The sequence below is a fragment of the Alkalihalobacillus sp. TS-13 genome, from assembly GCF_019720915.1.
Classification (GTDB): domain Bacteria; phylum Bacillota; class Bacilli; order Bacillales; family Fictibacillaceae; genus Pseudalkalibacillus.
In genome coordinates, this window is record NZ_JAHKSI010000001.1 from 3,104,859 (window position 1) to 3,122,064 (window position 17,206).

The 17,206-nt window shown below is 40.5% G+C and carries 13 protein-coding genes; 3 read left to right on the forward strand and 10 right to left on the reverse strand.

The genetic code is table 11. The features are described 5' to 3' along the window. Positions 1-21 precede the first annotated feature (21 nt). Complete coding sequence (locus KOL94_RS14870) at positions 22-720, reverse strand: CpsD/CapB family tyrosine-protein kinase (protein ID WP_221567177.1); 699 nt, start codon at positions 718-720, stop codon at positions 22-24. Then, a complete protein-coding gene (locus tag KOL94_RS14875; RefSeq protein WP_221567178.1) occupies positions 710-1,450 on the reverse strand; it encodes a YveK family protein in 741 nt (246 codons plus the stop codon). Before KOL94_RS14875 ends, KOL94_RS14870 begins: the two co-directional genes overlap by 11 nt. 446 nt (positions 1,451-1,896) lie before the next feature. Here KOL94_RS14875 and KOL94_RS14880 point away from each other — a divergent pair, with 446 nt between their 5' ends. Both KOL94_RS14880 and KOL94_RS14885 read left to right on the forward strand, forming a co-directional pair. Next, entirely contained in the window at positions 1,897-2,475 is a 579-nt protein-coding gene (locus tag KOL94_RS14880; protein WP_221567179.1) for a DUF5317 domain-containing protein, read from the forward strand. Positions 2,476-2,789: 314 nt separating this feature from the next. Then, positions 2,790-4,451, forward strand: a complete 1,662-nt coding sequence (locus tag KOL94_RS14885) for a diguanylate cyclase (protein ID WP_260412330.1) — start codon at positions 2,790-2,792, stop codon at positions 4,449-4,451. A gap of 75 nt (positions 4,452-4,526) precedes the next feature. Here KOL94_RS14885 and KOL94_RS14890 read toward each other — a convergent pair whose 3' ends face one another. Together KOL94_RS14890 and KOL94_RS14895 are read right to left on the reverse strand one after the other, a co-directional pair. After that, a complete protein-coding gene (locus KOL94_RS14890; protein ID WP_221567181.1) occupies positions 4,527-4,874 on the reverse strand; it encodes a hypothetical protein in 348 nt (115 codons plus the stop codon). Further along, on the reverse strand, positions 4,871-5,971 hold the full coding sequence (locus KOL94_RS14895) for a tetratricopeptide repeat protein (RefSeq protein WP_221567182.1): 1,101 nt from the start codon (positions 5,969-5,971) through the stop codon (positions 4,871-4,873). Before KOL94_RS14895 ends, KOL94_RS14890 begins: the two co-directional genes overlap by 4 nt. A gap of 320 nt (positions 5,972-6,291) precedes the next feature. Here KOL94_RS14895 and KOL94_RS25895 point away from each other — a divergent pair, with 320 nt between their 5' ends. Beyond that, positions 6,292-7,707, forward strand: coding sequence for an S-layer homology domain-containing protein (locus KOL94_RS25895; RefSeq protein WP_311775149.1), 1,416 nt, complete (start codon positions 6,292-6,294; stop codon positions 7,705-7,707). 91 nt (positions 7,708-7,798) lie between these two features. Here the strand turns inward: KOL94_RS25895 and KOL94_RS14905 are convergent, their stop codons facing one another. The 6 genes from KOL94_RS14905 to KOL94_RS14930 form a co-directional block, all read right to left on the reverse strand. Next, entirely contained in the window at positions 7,799-8,074 is a 276-nt protein-coding gene (locus KOL94_RS14905) for a hypothetical protein (RefSeq protein ID WP_221567184.1), read from the reverse strand. 186 nt (positions 8,075-8,260) lie between these two features. Next, complete coding sequence (locus tag KOL94_RS14910) at positions 8,261-10,372, reverse strand: stalk domain-containing protein (protein WP_260412331.1); 2,112 nt, start codon at positions 10,370-10,372, stop codon at positions 8,261-8,263. Positions 10,373-11,622: 1,250 nt separating this feature from the next. Next, on the reverse strand, positions 11,623-13,836 hold the full coding sequence (locus tag KOL94_RS14915; RefSeq protein WP_221567186.1) for a bifunctional glycosyltransferase/CDP-glycerol:glycerophosphate glycerophosphotransferase: 2,214 nt from the start codon (positions 13,834-13,836) through the stop codon (positions 11,623-11,625). Positions 13,837-14,089: 253 nt separating this feature from the next. Further along, positions 14,090-15,409, reverse strand: a complete 1,320-nt coding sequence (gene melA / locus KOL94_RS14920; RefSeq protein WP_221567187.1) for an alpha-glucosidase/alpha-galactosidase — start codon at positions 15,407-15,409, stop codon at positions 14,090-14,092. Positions 15,410-15,421: 12 nt separating this feature from the next. Then, positions 15,422-16,252, reverse strand: coding sequence for a carbohydrate ABC transporter permease (locus KOL94_RS14925; RefSeq protein ID WP_221567188.1), 831 nt, complete (start codon positions 16,250-16,252; stop codon positions 15,422-15,424). Then, complete coding sequence (locus KOL94_RS14930; RefSeq protein WP_221567189.1) at positions 16,252-17,181, reverse strand: carbohydrate ABC transporter permease; 930 nt, start codon at positions 17,179-17,181, stop codon at positions 16,252-16,254. The genes KOL94_RS14925 and KOL94_RS14930 overlap by 1 nt, the downstream gene beginning before the upstream one ends. Positions 17,182-17,206: the final 25 nt, after the last annotated feature.

Sequence of the window (17,206 nt, forward strand, 5' to 3'; positions counted from 1 at the left end):
CAACCATAAATTTTTCATGATTTAAGACCCATAGTAGTAATAGTATTGTCCCTTTTTCATTTTCTTTCTGTTCAAAACAACCCCGAGCAGCTTCGCTTTCGCTGCTTCCAATAATTCCTTTGATTTCACTGCTGCTTCTTTTTCAGTTACGCCGCTTCCAACTACGAGTACCACACCATCACAAATGTTTGCAAGGATCTGCGCGTCCGTCACCGCAAGTACTGGCGGGGTATCAAACATAACAACATCATATTGCTCTAATGCTTCTTTTATCATTTCTTTCATCATTCTAGAACCTAACAATTCTGCTGGATTCGGCGGAATCGGTCCGCTAGGCAGTACTGAGAGATTCTCAACTTCTGTTTTGCGACATCCTTCTGAAAGTTGGATTTGCTTGGTCAATACATTGGTAATTCCTTGTGCATTACTAACACGGAAAGTATAGTGTGCAGTCGGTTTCCTGAGATCCGCATCGATGAGCAGCACTTTTTTTCCTTGTTGTGCTAGTACAACAGCAAGGTTAGCAGTAGTGGTCGATTTCCCTTCCCCTGGTCCTGAAGAAGTGACCATCATCGTACGGTATTCTGTATCAGCAGATGAAAACTGGATATTCGTACGGATCGTCCGGTATTGTTCAGAGATCGGTGACTTTGAATTGAAATGGGTGATCAGACTTCTCTCTTTAAAATCACGTACGGCTTGATTTTGTCTACGCTTCAAAACTTTCACTCCCTACCCGTGCTTTTGAAACACGGCTTCTTGCCTGATGGAACTGTTCTTCATTCATCTCCGGTACCACACCGATAACAGGCAGATCCAAAAGATTTTCAATATCTTGTTCTGTTTTAATGGTGTTATCTAGGTATTCTAGTAAGAATGCTAGTCCAATTCCAGCCATCAACCCGACTACGAACGCAATCGCCATGTTTAAAATAGGCTTTGGATTGACCGGTGATGTATTTTCAGGTACTTCTGCACTAGAAAGAATGCTTACATTGTTGACATTCATGATGTCTTTGATTTCATCATCGAACGTAGCTCCTACCGTGTTAACGATATCCACTGCAGTCGATGGTTCCGGATGTTGGACTGTGATCGAGAATACTTGTGAGTTTTGTTCACTGTTGACGGTTATGCTATTCGTCAATTGTGAAACACTCATATCCAGGTCCAACTCGTTGATGACCTGTTCCAGGATCGTCGGACTTTTGATGATTACGCGGTATGTATTGATCATTTCTACATTTGTACGTACCTGGTTTATATCAACCGTTTGTTGTTCAGTTGTTTGATTGACTAGAATCTGTGATGAAGATTGATAGATCGGCGTCAACAAAAAATAACTGACGAGTCCGCTGATGGCAGTTGCCACTAAGGTGATCAACAGGATCAGTTTCAGTCGTTTCTGTAGTGTCGAAAATATTTCCTTTAAGCTTATCGTTTCTTCCATATGTATCCCCCGTGTATTATAAAAAAATTTGTCGATAATAAATGTATTATAGCAAGGTCCCCCTGTCATTAATAGGGATTTTTTAATATTTTTTGTAATTAAGATGTAAAGCTCGTACTTAAATCACGGAAAATGGAAGTATTTTGGTTTTTATTTCCATAAACCTTAGGTGTAATTACCTACAGTACATTTTTCAGTCCTGGACTAGCTATAAGGTTGTAATATTAGTTTTTTACATATCTATATCGAATAATGAAAACTCTTTATTATTCTAGAATATCTTTGTTGATATTCACTCGTAATGGTTTGAAAAGAGGATCAATGTTGATTCTCTGTTTTTATATGGGAAAAGAATCCATTGGTCAAAATTACCTATTAAACCTAGTATTCTCCTGTCGATATATACGATAGTGAGCAATCTATTAAATAAGTAAGGAGCACATTTGATGGTCTATGACGGCATCCTTGCAGCACTTCTGATCGGCTTTTTAAGAAAAGGGAATCTAAAAGGATTTTCTCATTTGAAAATAAAATATGGCTGGATCTTTCCAGTCTTGTTGTTGACGCAGTGGCTCATTTTCCTGTTGCAAAACAAGTTTGAAATTTTCGGCAAGATGAGTCCTTACGTATTCACTTTAATTTATATTGTTGGTCTTGCTCTTTTGTGGTTGAATCGCCACCACGGAATTGGAGTCTGGCTCATTCTGATTGGTGTGTTCTTGAATTTCATCGTCATGGCGGCAAATAATGGAAGAATGCCGGTATCTCTGGAGGCAGCGCAAACATTAGACCCTGTTTATGGTGAGGCTTTGCAGGAAGGATATTACGGTAAACATACAGCTTTGACGGATGGGACGTATCTCGGTTTTCTCGGTGACGTCATTGCATTACCAGCGTTTTATCCAAGAGAGCAAGTCATCAGTATTGGGGACATCATCATGAACATCGGGATTTTTCTTTTTATCCAGAAACTGATGGTGACACGGACAATCAAACGAAAGCCATCTGTCGTTCACTCGACTTAAAGGAGGTGAATTGAATGTCTGTGAAGACTGTCCTTATGAACTTATTCATTATCGGTTCAGCTGTTGTTGCATTGACTTCAGGATTCAGACTTGTCTAAAAAGCGAACGAAGGAGGAGCATTCGCTTCTCCTTTACTTTTCTAGAAAACGAGCGTGATTTTAATGGACCTTTTACATAAAATCAAAGAACCTGTAAATCTATATCTTTCTGGGGTGGTTGTATTTGGGAGCTCTCTGACAGCTATTATTTTGTTTACTAATTACAGCCCCGTTTTGCCCTGGGGTGTTTTGCTGCTTTTTCTGGGGGCAATCTTATTGTTGGAATTTTATACGATCCTCATGCCGCCGAAAGGAAACTCCCTGTCGATGGATTCTCCAGTATATATCGGTTGCTTGTTTTTATTCGGATTGCAAGCTTCCCTCCAGGTGCTCTTGATCGCTTCGATTTTATTTATGGTTCTACAACGTAAAGCCGTTTGGTGGAAACACCTATTCAATTTTTCAAATTACAGTCTGATGCTGATCGGATCTTTTCTCACCTTCAAATCGTTAGGCGGGGAATTAGGGATCCTCTCCCTCCAAAACTTGTTCCCTTATATCACGGGGACTTCGGTTTATTTTTTGATCAATGTGATTGTCATTGGTGGTTATTTTTTCATTTTGCTTGCTAAGGGAGTCATGAATGAATTCCGCGGTGTGATCAAGGAAGCATCATCTAGCTATTTGATCACGTTGGTATTATCCCTAATTCTCTGTTTCATGATCAAAGTGAATGTCTATGTGGGACTTGCATTATTCACGACAATGGGCTTTCTTCTCTCAATCGCTTTCAAGCAGTATTTCAATCTTTATCAGACTGTATCGAAAAAAGCGAATCGTGATTATTTGACCGGTCTTTTTAATCATGGTTATTTCAAAGAACTTCTGGATGAAAAAGTTACTGAAGCCAATCAATCCGGTGAACCAATCAGTATGGCGATCATTGATTTGGATGATTTTAAGAAGTTCAATGATACGTTTGGCCATTTGGAAGGCGATAATCTGCTCAAACACGTGGGAGAGTTGATTCGAAAAGATTGCCGTGAAGAGGATATCGTTGCGCGATATGGTGGCGAAGAATTTGTCATCCTGATGCCGAATATGAATGAGTCACTGGCCTTTCAAAGGCTGAATGCGTTACGGAAAAAGATGAATGACACGTTTTATAAGGGTGTGGATGTCCTACCTTACGGCTGTTTGTCTTTCTCCGGCGGTGTTTACGAATATAAAGAAGGTACCAGTTCGGATTTTCTCTATAAGACAGACCAGGCGATGTATATCGCAAAACGAAAAGGCAAGAACATGATCAAACGATATGAAGATGAAAACCGTTATGATAGTCGCGTGTTTTTAGAAGATAAAATGCAGATTGCGAAACAACATGTGAACATTTTCCTTACCAAAGACTTGATGACCTATCGCCATTCCAATCGTGTATTCGATTATGCATATGAGTTCGGGAAGCGTCTTGATTTATCGGAAAAAGAATTGGATCTTCTCGCGTTAGGGGCGATTGTCCATGATATTGGGAAAGTTGAAATCCCGCGAGAATATTTGACGAAAAACGGGAAGCTTTCTCTCGAAGAATGGGAAATGATGAAGAAACATGTCACCTGGGGCAAGGATTGGGTCGAATCGATCGAAGGTTTTGAAGAAACGATTCCGCTTGTCGAACTGCATCATGAGCGTTTTGACGGCAAGGGCTATCCGTATGGATTGAAAGGTTACTCGATTCCCAAGCTTGCTCGGATCCTCTGTATTGTCGATTCGTTTGATGCAATGACAACAGAACGACCTTATCAACCAACGAAATCATTCGAAGAAGCGATTGAAGAATTGAGGAGATGTGCTGGAACCCAGTTCGATCCGGATCTTGTCGAACCTTTTGTCGATATGATTCAGGAGATGTATATGACGAAGATCAAGGCACTGTCTTAGTGGCAGTGCTTTTTACGTGAAAAAATTAGCCCTCGAATTGGTTTGGACACCAATACAAGGGCATGAATTTTTTATTTATGCTTGATCGTTTTCTGAGGAATCACCAACTGCTCCGCGTTCAGAAGCTAGCATAGCGCCATCCCCTACTGCGCCTCGTTCAGAGGCAACTTCAGTCGATTCCGAATCTCCTACCGCTCCTCTTTCAGATGCGAGAACTGCTCCGTCCCCGACTGCTCCTCGTTCGGACGCTACATCAGCCGATTCGAAATCTCCTACTGCACCACGCTCGGATGCGACTTCAGTAGATTCCGAGTCTCCTACCGCTCCTCTTTCAGATGCAAGGTATGTCCCTCCGCTATACACAATGGCTCCAAGGAAAAGCGCAGAGACCGCAAGCGTTGTTACTAAAAATTTGGTTTTCATTTTAACGCCTCCATTTGATTTATTGTATTACGAGCCTGGAAAGCTAATTCATAATAGTGTACAGCTTTTTCATGTGCATTAGCTTTACTATAGACTTGAGCAACCAATTTGGAATATTCCTCAACATCTTCCCAATACTTGTTGTCTTCGAAGTACAGGATGCTTTCGAAGAACAATTTTTCCTCGATCTTGTTTTGAATTAAGATGACATCTAATAGTTGAAATTTATACTCATATTCTGTATTCGAGGTCTCCATTACCTGTTTCATTCCGATTTTGAAGCAACTCTCAGCCTCTTGGTGGTTTCCAAGGCGACAATATTCGCGGTACAATAGGAAGATTGCCCTCAATGAATGTTCATAATTGTCATCAGGAACGAGTAGTTTCAAATATCTTATAGCGGCTTCAGAATGGCCTTGTTCCGCGTAAAAGAACCCTAAATTATGAAGGACGCGATTACGGAGCTGTGAATCGTTCACCTTTTGCGAATACATAAGAGCTGAATGGAACTTCTCTTCAGCAAGACCATATTGTTTCATATCAAGATAGTTCAATCCGAATAGCATTTCACAGTCTGCATTACGGATGATATTCCGTTCAATCGATGCATCATAAAGATCCTGCGCTTCCTCTAAATGAGAAATCGATAAGAGCGAATGATGCAAAAAGTAGTAACTGGAAGCAATTTTATAATGAAACTCTGCCATTTCAAAATCAGACTCTATTTCTTCTATGTATTCCTTTGCTGCTTGGTATTCATTTAATGATACTTCATATTCTTGGTTTTGATATGCGTATTGACCATTAAAGAAATAAAAATAGAATTTCAGCTTCTCACATAATTTCTGCTCGAATGGAGCAAGTTCATCTAGCAGCTTAGCTGCATGTTGTTTATCTTTCAATAAGAGAGCATGACTCAATTCGATCAATTTTGCATGTAAGAAGACCGGGGAGTTTTGTGAAGATAAATTCTTCAATTGCCTGGACATATCTTGTTTCATTTGAATAGCTTTATCGACATCACTATTAAGTACATATGTATACCAACTATTCAGTTGATCACTGAAATCTGAGGTTACTAACGTCGCTTCGACCATGACAACCCTCCAACGATGTATTAATTTAAGAATACCATACGTGGTAAATTGTGGATATTGGGAAAATTGATGCTCAAACCACACGATATTTGTTGTAAAATGATGACGATTTTCCCAAGTTTTTTGACGATTGCGAAATTTGACACTATATTTTTCTATCTTTTGGATGAGTTGGTAGATTAAGAGAACTGTGTTACCATAGTTTCGATGTATATTATGGTAATTCCTTTCGAATTTTGTAAAAACTTTTATGGGGGATGTGTTAGTTCGTGAAGTTGTTTGTGAAGGGGCTTTTTGTTGTTTGGGTTGTTGGGTGTTTTGTGTTTGCTTTTAACGGGGATGCTTGGGCGGCAGACGATATTGCCTTGAAGTGTGATTATGTGCAAGAGGATGGGGTGAACCCTGACTTGAGCACGGCTAATTGTCTTTTGACAGAAGCAGCGTTGGAATTTGACATTCCGCCAGAGATTGTGAAAGCAGTCGCAGAGGGTGAAAGTGGAAACTGGCGTCATTATGATGAAATTGGTGAAGTAATCATAACAGATGACAACGGAATCGGAATGATGCAGATTACGAATCAATCTGGGTATGACGAAGATCTCCTTAAAGATGATATCGTATATAACATCCGTGCAGGCGTTGAAACACTAGATTATATGTTTGATAGAAATGACTTGCCGACGATTGGAACAGGAGACCGGGATGTATTGGAACATTGGTATTTCGCTTTGATGGCATACAATGGGACAAAACCAGTCAACAGCCCTATCGTCCAGGCGACAGGTGAACGGAATACAGAGGCATATCAAGAAAAGATCATCAAGATTGTCGAAGACTATGGTTTGGTGTCGTTTGCAGAACTTCCATTTACGAGGGATGATTTCGACTACGACCCTAGCAGTGATGACAATATCGAATTTGTGACGATGGAATATAGTTTCGGTGAACCTTTTACGAAAACAAAGCATGCGTTGGAAGCAGGTCAGCAAGTGAAGGTGACTTCAAATAATCTTAAACTGAGGGAACGTCCAACGACAGATAGTGATATTCTGAATTATTTGGCTAAAGACGAGGTAGTGACGATCCTGGGGCCATTTATGTATGAAGAGACAGTAGATAATAAGAACCATTTCGTCTGGTATCCTGTAAAAACAAGTAATGGAATAGTAGGCTATGTGGCTTCGAGCTACTTAAGTTATAAGTTCAAGGATATTGATGTCGGGTTGTACGCAGAAGATGAAATCTATTATTTGTATGAAAAAAGCTTATTGTTCGGCGTGGGTTATGAACGTTTTGGGTTCAAAGAAAACTTGACGCGTTGGCAAGCCGTATTGCTGTTGAACCGCGCCAATAATGTAGAAGTCGGTAACAGCCCGGACCCAGGATTCACTGATGTACCGGAAGATCATAAGTACTATGAGGCAATTGCAGCAGCTGTTGAAGCAGGATTGTTCAATGGCGTGACGGAAACAACCTTTGAGCCGGATGCAACTTTGACGAGAAGTCAGATGGCAGCTGTTTTGCAACGAATCTATCAATTCCCGGTGGAAACTTCTCATCCGTTTACAGACGTTAAATCCGGCGCATGGTACGAAGAGTCCATTGCTAGTCTTTACAATGCAGGAGTGGCAGCAGGAGTCTCCGAAACAAAGTTCGGTCCCAATGAAGATATCACACGGGAACAATTCGCCGTATTCATGGCACGATCGATGAATGAAGATTTCAGGGTGAGATAAACACGGTAATTAAACCACAAAGAAGCCACCACTATAAGACATTAAAGTGGTGGTTTCTTTGAACCAGTTGTGCCCTAAAAGTTTAAAGACCTTAACCGAAAATAGGTATTTCTTCAGTTTTTATTGTTGTGAAATATATCTCATTTTCAGCTCTTAAAAAAACAAACACATTATTATGGTTGCATTCTGGACACTCTACTTTTACTGCAGATCTTAAATATTTTTTATTATCTTTCCATTCAGCTCCAAGCACTATAGCCTGTGCTTTTAAATTTACTGATTCAAAGTTTAAATCTGTAAAACTAGCTTCGAATTTAATTCCCTTTTCACAATTAAAACAATTAGTCCCACCAATAAACCTATCCATTTTATATCCCCTCCTTTCTATTTAACCCCTTCGACAAATACTAATTATTTCCTTTTTTCTTATTTAATGTTATTCCTTATATAATTCTGTTGTAATGAAGATCAAGAAAAAGCAACCCAAACATTAAAAGTGTGATGTTTGAGTTGCTTTTTAATTCAGATTCCTGTTATTGGATATTTTACGGATTTAGTTGTTTTCCGTTTCTTGTTCATTTGTGTCTTGTTTTGGGGCGGAATCGTTGCTGCTTTGTTTTTCTTCATTATGATCCTCTGATTCGCTGGACTGATCAGAGTCAGTTGAAGATTGTTCCTCATTATTTTCTTCTTGAGTTCCTTCTTCTTGCTTTTCAGGGGACTGGTCTTCTGTAGTCCCTTCTTCTGTTGCTTCAGTAGTTTCTTCTGCAGGCTCTTCCTTAGCATTTTCCTCTGTCGTTTCTTGTTCTTCGGTTTTAGAGCTAGAATCTTCTTCAGAAGGGTCTACTGTGTTTTCTGGTTCTTCAGCTTTCTCTTCTGAGTTTGATTGTTCTTCAGACTCTTTACTTGCTTCCTCAACTTGAGGTTCTTCTTGAAGGGTGTTGATTTTAACCGTATATGTTTCTTCATTCCAATCGGCGATTTCAGCACCTAAATGGTCGGATACGAATCGAAGTGGTACGAGCGTTCTTCCACTGATCACTTCTGCTGCTGCATCGAGTTCGTACTCTTCACCATTGACAGTTGCGATTCTAGAACCGATTTTCAATTCAATCGTTGTATCACCTTTTGTGATCGTGGTAATTTGCTCCTCATGATTCCAGCTGATTTCAGCATCGAAATGGTCGATACTTTGACTGATCGGAATCATCGTCCGATAGTTTTTACTAATGGCCGGGAAGTCATATTCTTGTTCTTCACCATCTATGATGACCGTTGCCACACGATATCGATCATCTCCTACTTCGACGTACTCAGGATCACCTGGAGCAGGCTCTTCATCTTGTACAGTAAAGATTGAAGCAGTCAGGGTATCACTGTCCCAAGTTACACGAGCACCAAGGGCTTCCGTTACAAAGCGAAGGGGCACCAATGTGCGGTAGTTTACGAGTTTAGGCGCTACATCCAGTGTGACTTTTTCACCGTTGACTTTTGCGGTTTTCGAACCGATTTTTAAAATGACTTCAGTATCGTCCTTCGTTACGCGGACCGTCTGCGTTGATTGCGTCCAGTAGACGTTCGCATCCAGTTTTTCAAAGACTCCTCTTAATGGAACGAGGGTCCTATAGTTTTCTAAAATCGCTGGCTGATCAAAGTTTTGCGTTTCACCATCAATCTTGACCGTTACTTCTACTGGGTCGTCTTTATGCTTGGCGTAGTATAGTTTATAGCTCTCTTCCGCTGTATACAAACCTACTAATCTATTTTCCTGCCAGGTTGCATTGAACTCAGAGATTGGCAAATGACGGTTTCCAGGATAATTTCCGATTTCAGGTGTGAATGCAGGTCGTTTATACTTACTTACGAACCAGTCTGTCATCCCGCCACCTGATGGATTTGGACCAGGGTAAACCAAACGGTACCCCGTGTAATACCCGATTTTTTTCGCATATTTATGATCCCGGTCATATCGACTTCCAGTTTGATGGAAATTCCAATAAAGGATTTTTCCTGCACTATGGTAAGCTACTACCATTTCCGGATCAATCTGTTTAGTAAAATTGACGATTGCCTTGGTCTCAGATGCGGTATGTGGTGCTTTTCCTTTATGGTTGGACCAGCTAGGTTCTGATCTGTTGTTCTTGATGTTTGCCCAGTCAGCGTCATATTGTCTGTTCAGATCGACACCTTTAGCGTTGGCTTTCCAGCGGGTAAAGTCCCTGCTGCCTTCGTTCATTTTAATCAAACCGGCATGTGTACTTGATGGAAATGCGCTTAAACCGCTTTGTTGAAGGGTGACTCCATCGGGATTGACCATGGGTACGAACCACATGGTAGTGTTGCGCAGGATTGATCTAACTTTATATCCGTCAATCGTACGATTTGCTTTAGCAGCCTGTGCGTACTGATCGATCATGTACATGTTCAGGTTTGTGGTGAGCCATTCTCTTGCATGGTGGGAACCGTTGATGAAGACAGTCGATCTCCCTGTTCCAAGTGAAACCGCATAAATATCACGTCCGTATTCACTTTTTCCGATCACTCTGTATTCGATCAGGTCTGGATGTTCTTCAGCCAATAGCTTGATATCTCTGACCATCTCATTGTAAGTGTAGGTTTGAATCGGATTTACAATATTATCATTGGCATTAGTTGTTGTTGGCATAAAAAAGAGACTTCCTATAAAAATGAATGAGAAAAACATAAGGAAGTGCTTTACGTTGAACTTCAATTTCATTTAGCGTATATCCCCCTATAAGTGTATGAAATTATATTTCTGTTAATCTAGTTTTCGAGTTGGTCGACCCCTCCTTCTTTATTTGGTTTTGTATGTAATACCTGGAAAATGATGAAAAAGTTTTAACCAATTCCAGTTATTTATGAATTTATTTAGAATCAGGTGATTGTCCTGGATTATGTGAAGCCTAATAACGTGATGAAGATCGGGCGGACAACTCACACTTCTATTTCCTGATATTTCATTAGAATAGAATTCCAAACTTTATAGTATTTCACTATAAAGTCAATATCTCCTGCATGAAATTTGTAGAAGTTTGAAGACTGTGTACCAGGCACCGATTCAAAGTCGTTGGTACAAGTGGCTTTTTAATCGGTGCCTGGTGCACTTTTGGAAGCGCTGGGGCTCAAGAGGTTGAAAGTGGTGCCTGGCACCTACTGAAAACCCTTTGGGTACTTGGGTTTCATTTTGGTGCCAGGTACACATTAATGGAGCATGAAAAGACCACCAATTTAGGATGGATCTAAAACTGGTGGTCTTTATACTGTAGTGTAGTTATTGGCGTTTTACTGTTTTTACCGTTTCATAGTTTTGCAATTCTTCAGAAGTGAGATGTCTTTCCTTTATTTCAGAATCGTTCTCTCTGTTTTCTTTGTGTATTTTCTAAAGATTAAAACTACAGAAAGTACTAAGTAATACAATAGAGAGCTCCCAACAGTTAAATATAATAAATATCTAGACGTATAAAGTCCTAAAGGAAAAATTAATATTACGATACCACCAATTAAACCTCCTGCTATTATGTACATTACTATCTTGTATAAAAAAATAAGTTTAGTTAATCGCATTTTTTTAACGATCCACTCGATCAATAAAGAGGTAGGGACGCCTATGACTAAAAACACTGGTAAAGAAAAAGTGAATACAAGACTAGATGGATCTCCTACCACTGAACCTACACTCGGATTCTTTGGAGGAGGAAAAATGATATTAATTATGACAGCTAACATAACTGAGGAGATGAACGCTGTTAGTATTTTTAAAAATAAACCCACTATAAAGTCCCCCACAATCTAATAAACACTGTTAGTTTTAGCAAGCAAATTTTGTATATCCTGATTTTAACATAATTTAAAAGACCGATCCCCCTGAGACCGGTCATTTAAATTATATAATTATTAGTTAACCTCAAATACATCCTTGACGACTTTTTCGGATGCTTTGCCATCGTCCCATGCACAGAATCTGTTGTAGAAGTTTTCGTATTTGTCTTTATATGTCTTGTTGAGCTTTTCGATATTGTTGATCGAGGAAATTACTTCATCCGTCGTTTTCAATAAAGGACCTGGCACATCTTCTTCAATGTCAATATAGAATCCACGTAAAGTATCACGATAACTTTCCAGATCATACGTGTAAAAGAGAATCGGTCGACGCAAGTTGGCATAATCAAAGAATACAGATGAATAATCCGTAATCAAAATGTCTGATACCAAATAAAGCTCTGCGATATCATCATAAGTTGATAGATCGAATGCGAATCCTTCAAATTCCGAAATGTCCAGCTGGTTTGCAATGAAATAGTGCATCCTCAAAAGAACGACATACTCGTCACCGAGCTGATCCTTCATTTTTTGAAGGTCCAATTGCAAGGTGAATCTGTATTTCCCTGCCTCAAAAAAGTCGTTATCCCGCCATGTCGGTGCATATAGGACGACCTTTTTATCAACGGGGATATTGAGCTTTCGTTTAAGCTCGGTGATCGTCGATTCATCATTCCCTGTATAGAGAATATCGTTCCTCGGATATCCGTACTCAAGCATGGTTTTATCGTATTTAAAAGCACTGCCGAAAATCTCCGTTGAATATTGGTTTGGAGAGATGAGATAATCCCAGCGTCTTGATTGGATGTACACATCTCGTTTGTAATTCGGGTTAGCCGAATGGATATCCTTCATGTCGAATACTAGCTTTTTGAGCGGAGTCCCATGCCAGGTCTGGAGATAGACATTCCCTTCTCGTTTGTCAAACCGCTTCGGAATCCTCGAATTACTGACCCAATATTTTGCAGTACCCATGTAATAATAATACTTCAAGCTGAATCGTTTGATTTGCTTCGGGTTCCCGGGGATGTTCTTCCCAGGCTCTTTAAAAATCCAGATAAAATTGTAGTCTGGATGATTTTTCAGCATATATTCATAGATATATTTCGGGTTATCGGAATAGTTTTTCCCTAAGAAGCTTTCAAACAAGACTGTTTTCTCTTTTAACGGAAGCTTCGTAAATACGGATCGATATAAATGCGTATAGAGTTTCGTTCTACCACTTAAAGCATATTTCACTTTTCTTAATCGTTGATGCAATCGATTGACTGATTCGTATTTCTTCCGGTCATTTCTCACTAACGGATTCAATTCTCTGCGAACGATGATGCTTTTCTTAGATAACAACTGTTGGTCCAATTTTGCTGCGAATGAAACCAAGTCTTCATAGATTACATCGATGTTCCGCTCATCCTTCAAGAACGTCACAATCGTTTTCCTGTAAAAATTAATCATATGGTTGTCTAAGAATTGCGCAGCTTCACTATTATCTCTGTAGTCGTCTTTCAGTTGATTGTAGATCGTGATGAAGTCGTTTATCTTTTTCTCTGCATCCAACTGCATGATGGCTGGATTTGTAATCGGATCATTTCTTTTCCTTTTGAAGTAATAAGCATTTTTAATATAAGGAACCTCATCAGATTCTACTAATAATGGCAGTATGAAAGAAAGATCTGCATAGCAATCTACATCTTCAGAAAAACGGATGTTTCTTTCATTGATCAAATCGCGTGAGATAAGCCTATGTAATGCGGATCGATTCTTAAATGCCTTTTTGATATTTTGCTGGTAAAGATACACGTCTGGATCTACTTCAGTATCGAGTGCTACAGCCGTTTCTTCATTTTCGTGGCTGAGTGTAGTCCTGACTTGTTTTCCAGTAACCATCTTATGATCTGCGATGTTCTTCACTAGGAGTTGGACGGTGCTCTCGCCAAGATAGTCGTCGCTATCCATAAAATATATGTAATCACCGGTTGCTTTTTCTAACCCGATATTCCGAGCTGCTCCGACACCCTTGCGTTCTTCCTGATGGAAGACTTTTATTCTAGCATCGATCTTCTCTAGTTCATTGATCTTATTTGTGCAACTCAAGCCAGAACCATCATTAATCAAAAGAAGTTCAAAATTCTCGTATTTCTGCTTAATTATAGAATAAATACATTCATCCAAAAATTCTTCAGTATTATATATAGGGATAATGATAGATACCTTTTTCAAAATATCTCCTCCGTTATTAAGTACTTCCAATTCTACCATATTATCACTAAACGGAATTTTGGTAAACATTTCAAAGGAAAATCGATACTTTAATCTTATATATTTCCAATATTCCATATTATTTCAAAATATTAAAGCTGGAATGTATAAATAAAGACATGTACCAGGCACCGATCCAGAAGCCTTGATACAAGCGGAATGTGATTCGGTGCCTGGTACATTTTGAAAAGCGTTGGGGGAGAAGGAATTGAAAACGGTGCCTGGTACACTTTAAAAACCCTTGCGCTGCAAGGGTTCTCAATCGGTGCCAGGCACCCGGCTTTTAAACTAGTACGTTATGTTGGTCGAAAGCTGGTAGCATGTTTCCATGTGCTTCGATGAGGTCGTCGCAGAGGGATACGATGTCATCGATGGATAGCTCTGCTGCGGTGTGCGGGTCCAGCATAGCTGCCTGATAAATATGCTCTCGCTTTCCTGTTATCGCGGCTTCGATCGTTAAAAGCTGTGTATTGATGTTGGTACGGTCCAATGCAGCTAATTGTTCTGGGAGATCTCCTATATAGCATGGTGTGATTCCACTCCGGTCAACCAGGCATGGCACCTCCACCGTCGCTTTTGTCGGCAGGTTGGAGATCAAGCCTCCGGTGTTGAGTACATTCCCATGAAGGCGGAAAGGCTGGTCTGTTTCCATCGCTTCAATAATATAGGAGGCATATTCATGTGAACGTTCATGCGTAAGGTTTTGATTGTTGACAAGATCTTCGCGCATATTTTCCCACTCTTTGATTTGATGAACACACCGATGAGGGTATTCATCGAGCGGAATATTGAACTTTTCGATCAATTCCGGATAGTTCTTTTTGATGAAGTAAGGATGGTACTCGGCATTGTGCTCGGATGACTCGGTTACATAGTACCCGAAATGGTTCATCAATTCGAACCGGACCATGTCATGATGCTTTTCCTGCTGTTTGACTGCTGCCCGTCTTTTGATTTCTGGATAGAGGTCTTCTCCGTCTTTCGTGACCTCCAACAACCACGCCAGATGGTTGATGCCGGCGATTTTCCACTGGACGCCTTCACTGTCCATTTCAAGCAATTTGAACAGTTCCGGAACCGCGGCTTGTACACTATGACAAAGACCGACGGTTTTGACGTTTGTATAACGCAGCATCGTCCCTGTCAGCGAAGCCATCGGATTCGTATAATTCAAGAACCACGCATCGGGACAGACTTCTTCAATATCTTTTGCAAAATCAAGCATCACCGGAATGGTCCTGAGCGCCCGGAAGATGCCACCGATCCCGATCGTATCCCCGATTGTCTGGCGGAGTCCGTATTTTTTAGGGATTTCAAAATCAATGACTGTACTAGGTTCATAGCCGCCAACCTGGATCGCGTTAACGACGTATTTCGCTCCCCTTAACGCTTCTTTCCGATCGGAATAGGCCTTTATCTCGACCTCTGCACCAAGGCTTTTCTTCAAATTTTCCAGCATGTTTTCAGAGTCGTTCAATCGTTGCTCGTCAATGTCGTAGAGGGCAAATTCGAACCCCTGGACACTCGGCGTCAACATACAATCCCCTAAGACATTTTTTGCGAATATCGTACTGCCTGCTCCAAGAAAAGTGATTTTTGACATATATAAGCTCCTTTATCCTTTGACAGATCCCGATGAAAGACCTGCCACAAAATATTTTTGTAAAAGTAGAAACAGAATCGTCATCGGTAACATCGACATCATTGCTGCTGAAGCAACTAAATTCAAATTGCTCTGGTTTTGACCGAAGAAACTGGCCAGCGCAACGGTAAGCGTCTGGACTTCTTTATCTTGTAAGAAGAAAATCGCAAATTGATAATCATTCCATATGAATACACAAGATATGATCAGAACGGAAGCTGTAACTGGTTTGAGCAGCGGAAAGATGACTTTGAAAAAGATAACCAGCGTACCTGCCCCATCCATTCGAGCCGCTTCCTCCAACTCCTTCGGTATCGTCGAGCGGATAAAGCCCGCATATAAAAAGATCGTTAATGGAAGGAATGCGGCTAAGTTGTTCAAAATCGCGATTTCATGCGTGTTCATCATACCGATATCCACGACCATTTTATATAACGGCACTAACGCGGTTAATGGCGGAATGACCATGATCGAGATAAACAGGAAGTAAACGAATTTATTCAGTTTCGTAAATATCCGAGCAAGCGGATATGCTGCCATCGATCCAAAAAGAACAAGCAAGACAGCAGTGCTTGCTGTAATAATGAAGGTGTTGATGAACGCTGTTCCTAAATCGGCTTTTTCCCACGCTTCAATAAAGTTCAAAAATTGATAGGTTTCCGGCATCAACCACTTGGAACTGAAATCATTGTTCGCCTTCAACGAGGTTGTGATCATGATATAAAAGGGAATCAGGTGGAACAAGGTGACGAACAAGGCTATACCTGTCAATAGCCATTTGATCGCCTTCTTTTTCCCATTCATTACGCATCGATCTCCTTTCGTTTGAAGTAAACCAGAGCGAGTAAGCTTAAGACCAGAATGATGAAGGCCATCAACACACCCTGGGTAGCAGCATACCCTGCATCCTGTCTGCTGAAGTATAGATCATACATGAACGTCGACATCGATTGCGAGGCATTTCCTGGCCCTCCACCTGTTAAGGCAATGATGACATCAAACAGTTTTAGGCCGCCTATTATGTTCAGCACCACATTAATGGTGATCGCTGGCATCAACAGAGGCAGCGTAATATTTTTGAATTGTTGGAAAGCTGATGCGCCATCGATTTCAGCGGCTTCATAATATTCCTTTGAAATACTTTGCAGTCCCGCCAGGTAAATGATCATGGCGATCCCGACAAATTGATAGGTGTTGACAAAAACAATGATCCACGGGTTGATATCCGGATTTCCTAACGCATTGATTTTCTCGTGGCCAATTAGGTTAAGCACATCATTTAAAGCTCCCCCATTATAGGCAAAGAAGAAATACCAGATATACCCCATCACCAATGGACTGATGATGACAGGCAGGTATACAATGGTCCTTGTTAACGACTTCAAACGGATGCTCCGATTCAATAATAGTGCGTACAACAGACCGATGATATTTTGGAACAGGGTACTCCCGATTCCATATAACAAGGTGTTTTTCACAACCAACCAGGTGGCCGGATCCTGGAACATGCGTTTATATTGCTCCAATCCGATCCAGTTTTTCGTTTGCGAAAAGCCATTCCAATCCGTAAATGAAACACGGATCCCATTTAAAAAGGGATAGAGGATGAACACACTGACGACGACCAATGCCGGTAAATACATCCACCATAGGGATTTGTTTTTTGGGCGCGGGAAACGTTTGACTTTCGATTTAGCAATTGGACGGGAAGCCTCTTTGACCACTTCATTCATGTTCGACATCACTCCTAAGAGATAA

Excerpts from the sequence above, each read along its gene's own strand:
- KOL94_RS14890 (WP_221567181.1), bottom strand. The coding sequence starts at position 4,874 with ATGAAAACCAAATTTTTAGTAACAACGCTTGCGGTCTCTGCGCTTTTC.
- KOL94_RS14895 (WP_221567182.1), bottom strand. The coding sequence starts at position 5,971 with ATGGTCGAAGCGACGTTAGTAACCTCAGATTTCAGTGATCAACTGAAT.
- melA (WP_221567187.1), bottom strand. The coding sequence starts at position 15,409 with ATGTCAAAAATCACTTTTCTTGGAGCAGGCAGTACGATATTCGCAAAA.
- KOL94_RS14875 (WP_221567178.1), bottom strand. The coding sequence starts at position 1,450 with ATGGAAGAAACGATAAGCTTAAAGGAAATATTTTCGACACTACAGAAA.
- KOL94_RS14910 (WP_260412331.1), bottom strand. The coding sequence starts at position 10,372 with ATGCCAACAACAACTAATGCCAATGATAATATTGTAAATCCGATTCAA.
- KOL94_RS14905 (WP_221567184.1), bottom strand. The coding sequence starts at position 8,074 with ATGGATAGGTTTATTGGTGGGACTAATTGTTTTAATTGTGAAAAGGGA.
- KOL94_RS14915 (WP_221567186.1), bottom strand. The coding sequence starts at position 13,836 with ATGTTTACCAAAATTCCGTTTAGTGATAATATGGTAGAATTGGAAGTA.
- KOL94_RS14925 (WP_221567188.1), bottom strand. The coding sequence starts at position 16,252 with ATGAATGGGAAAAAGAAGGCGATCAAATGGCTATTGACAGGTATAGCC.
- KOL94_RS14930 (WP_221567189.1), bottom strand. The coding sequence starts at position 17,181 with ATGAATGAAGTGGTCAAAGAGGCTTCCCGTCCAATTGCTAAATCGAAA.
- KOL94_RS14880 (WP_221567179.1), top strand. The coding sequence starts at position 1,897 with ATGGTCTATGACGGCATCCTTGCAGCACTTCTGATCGGCTTTTTAAGA.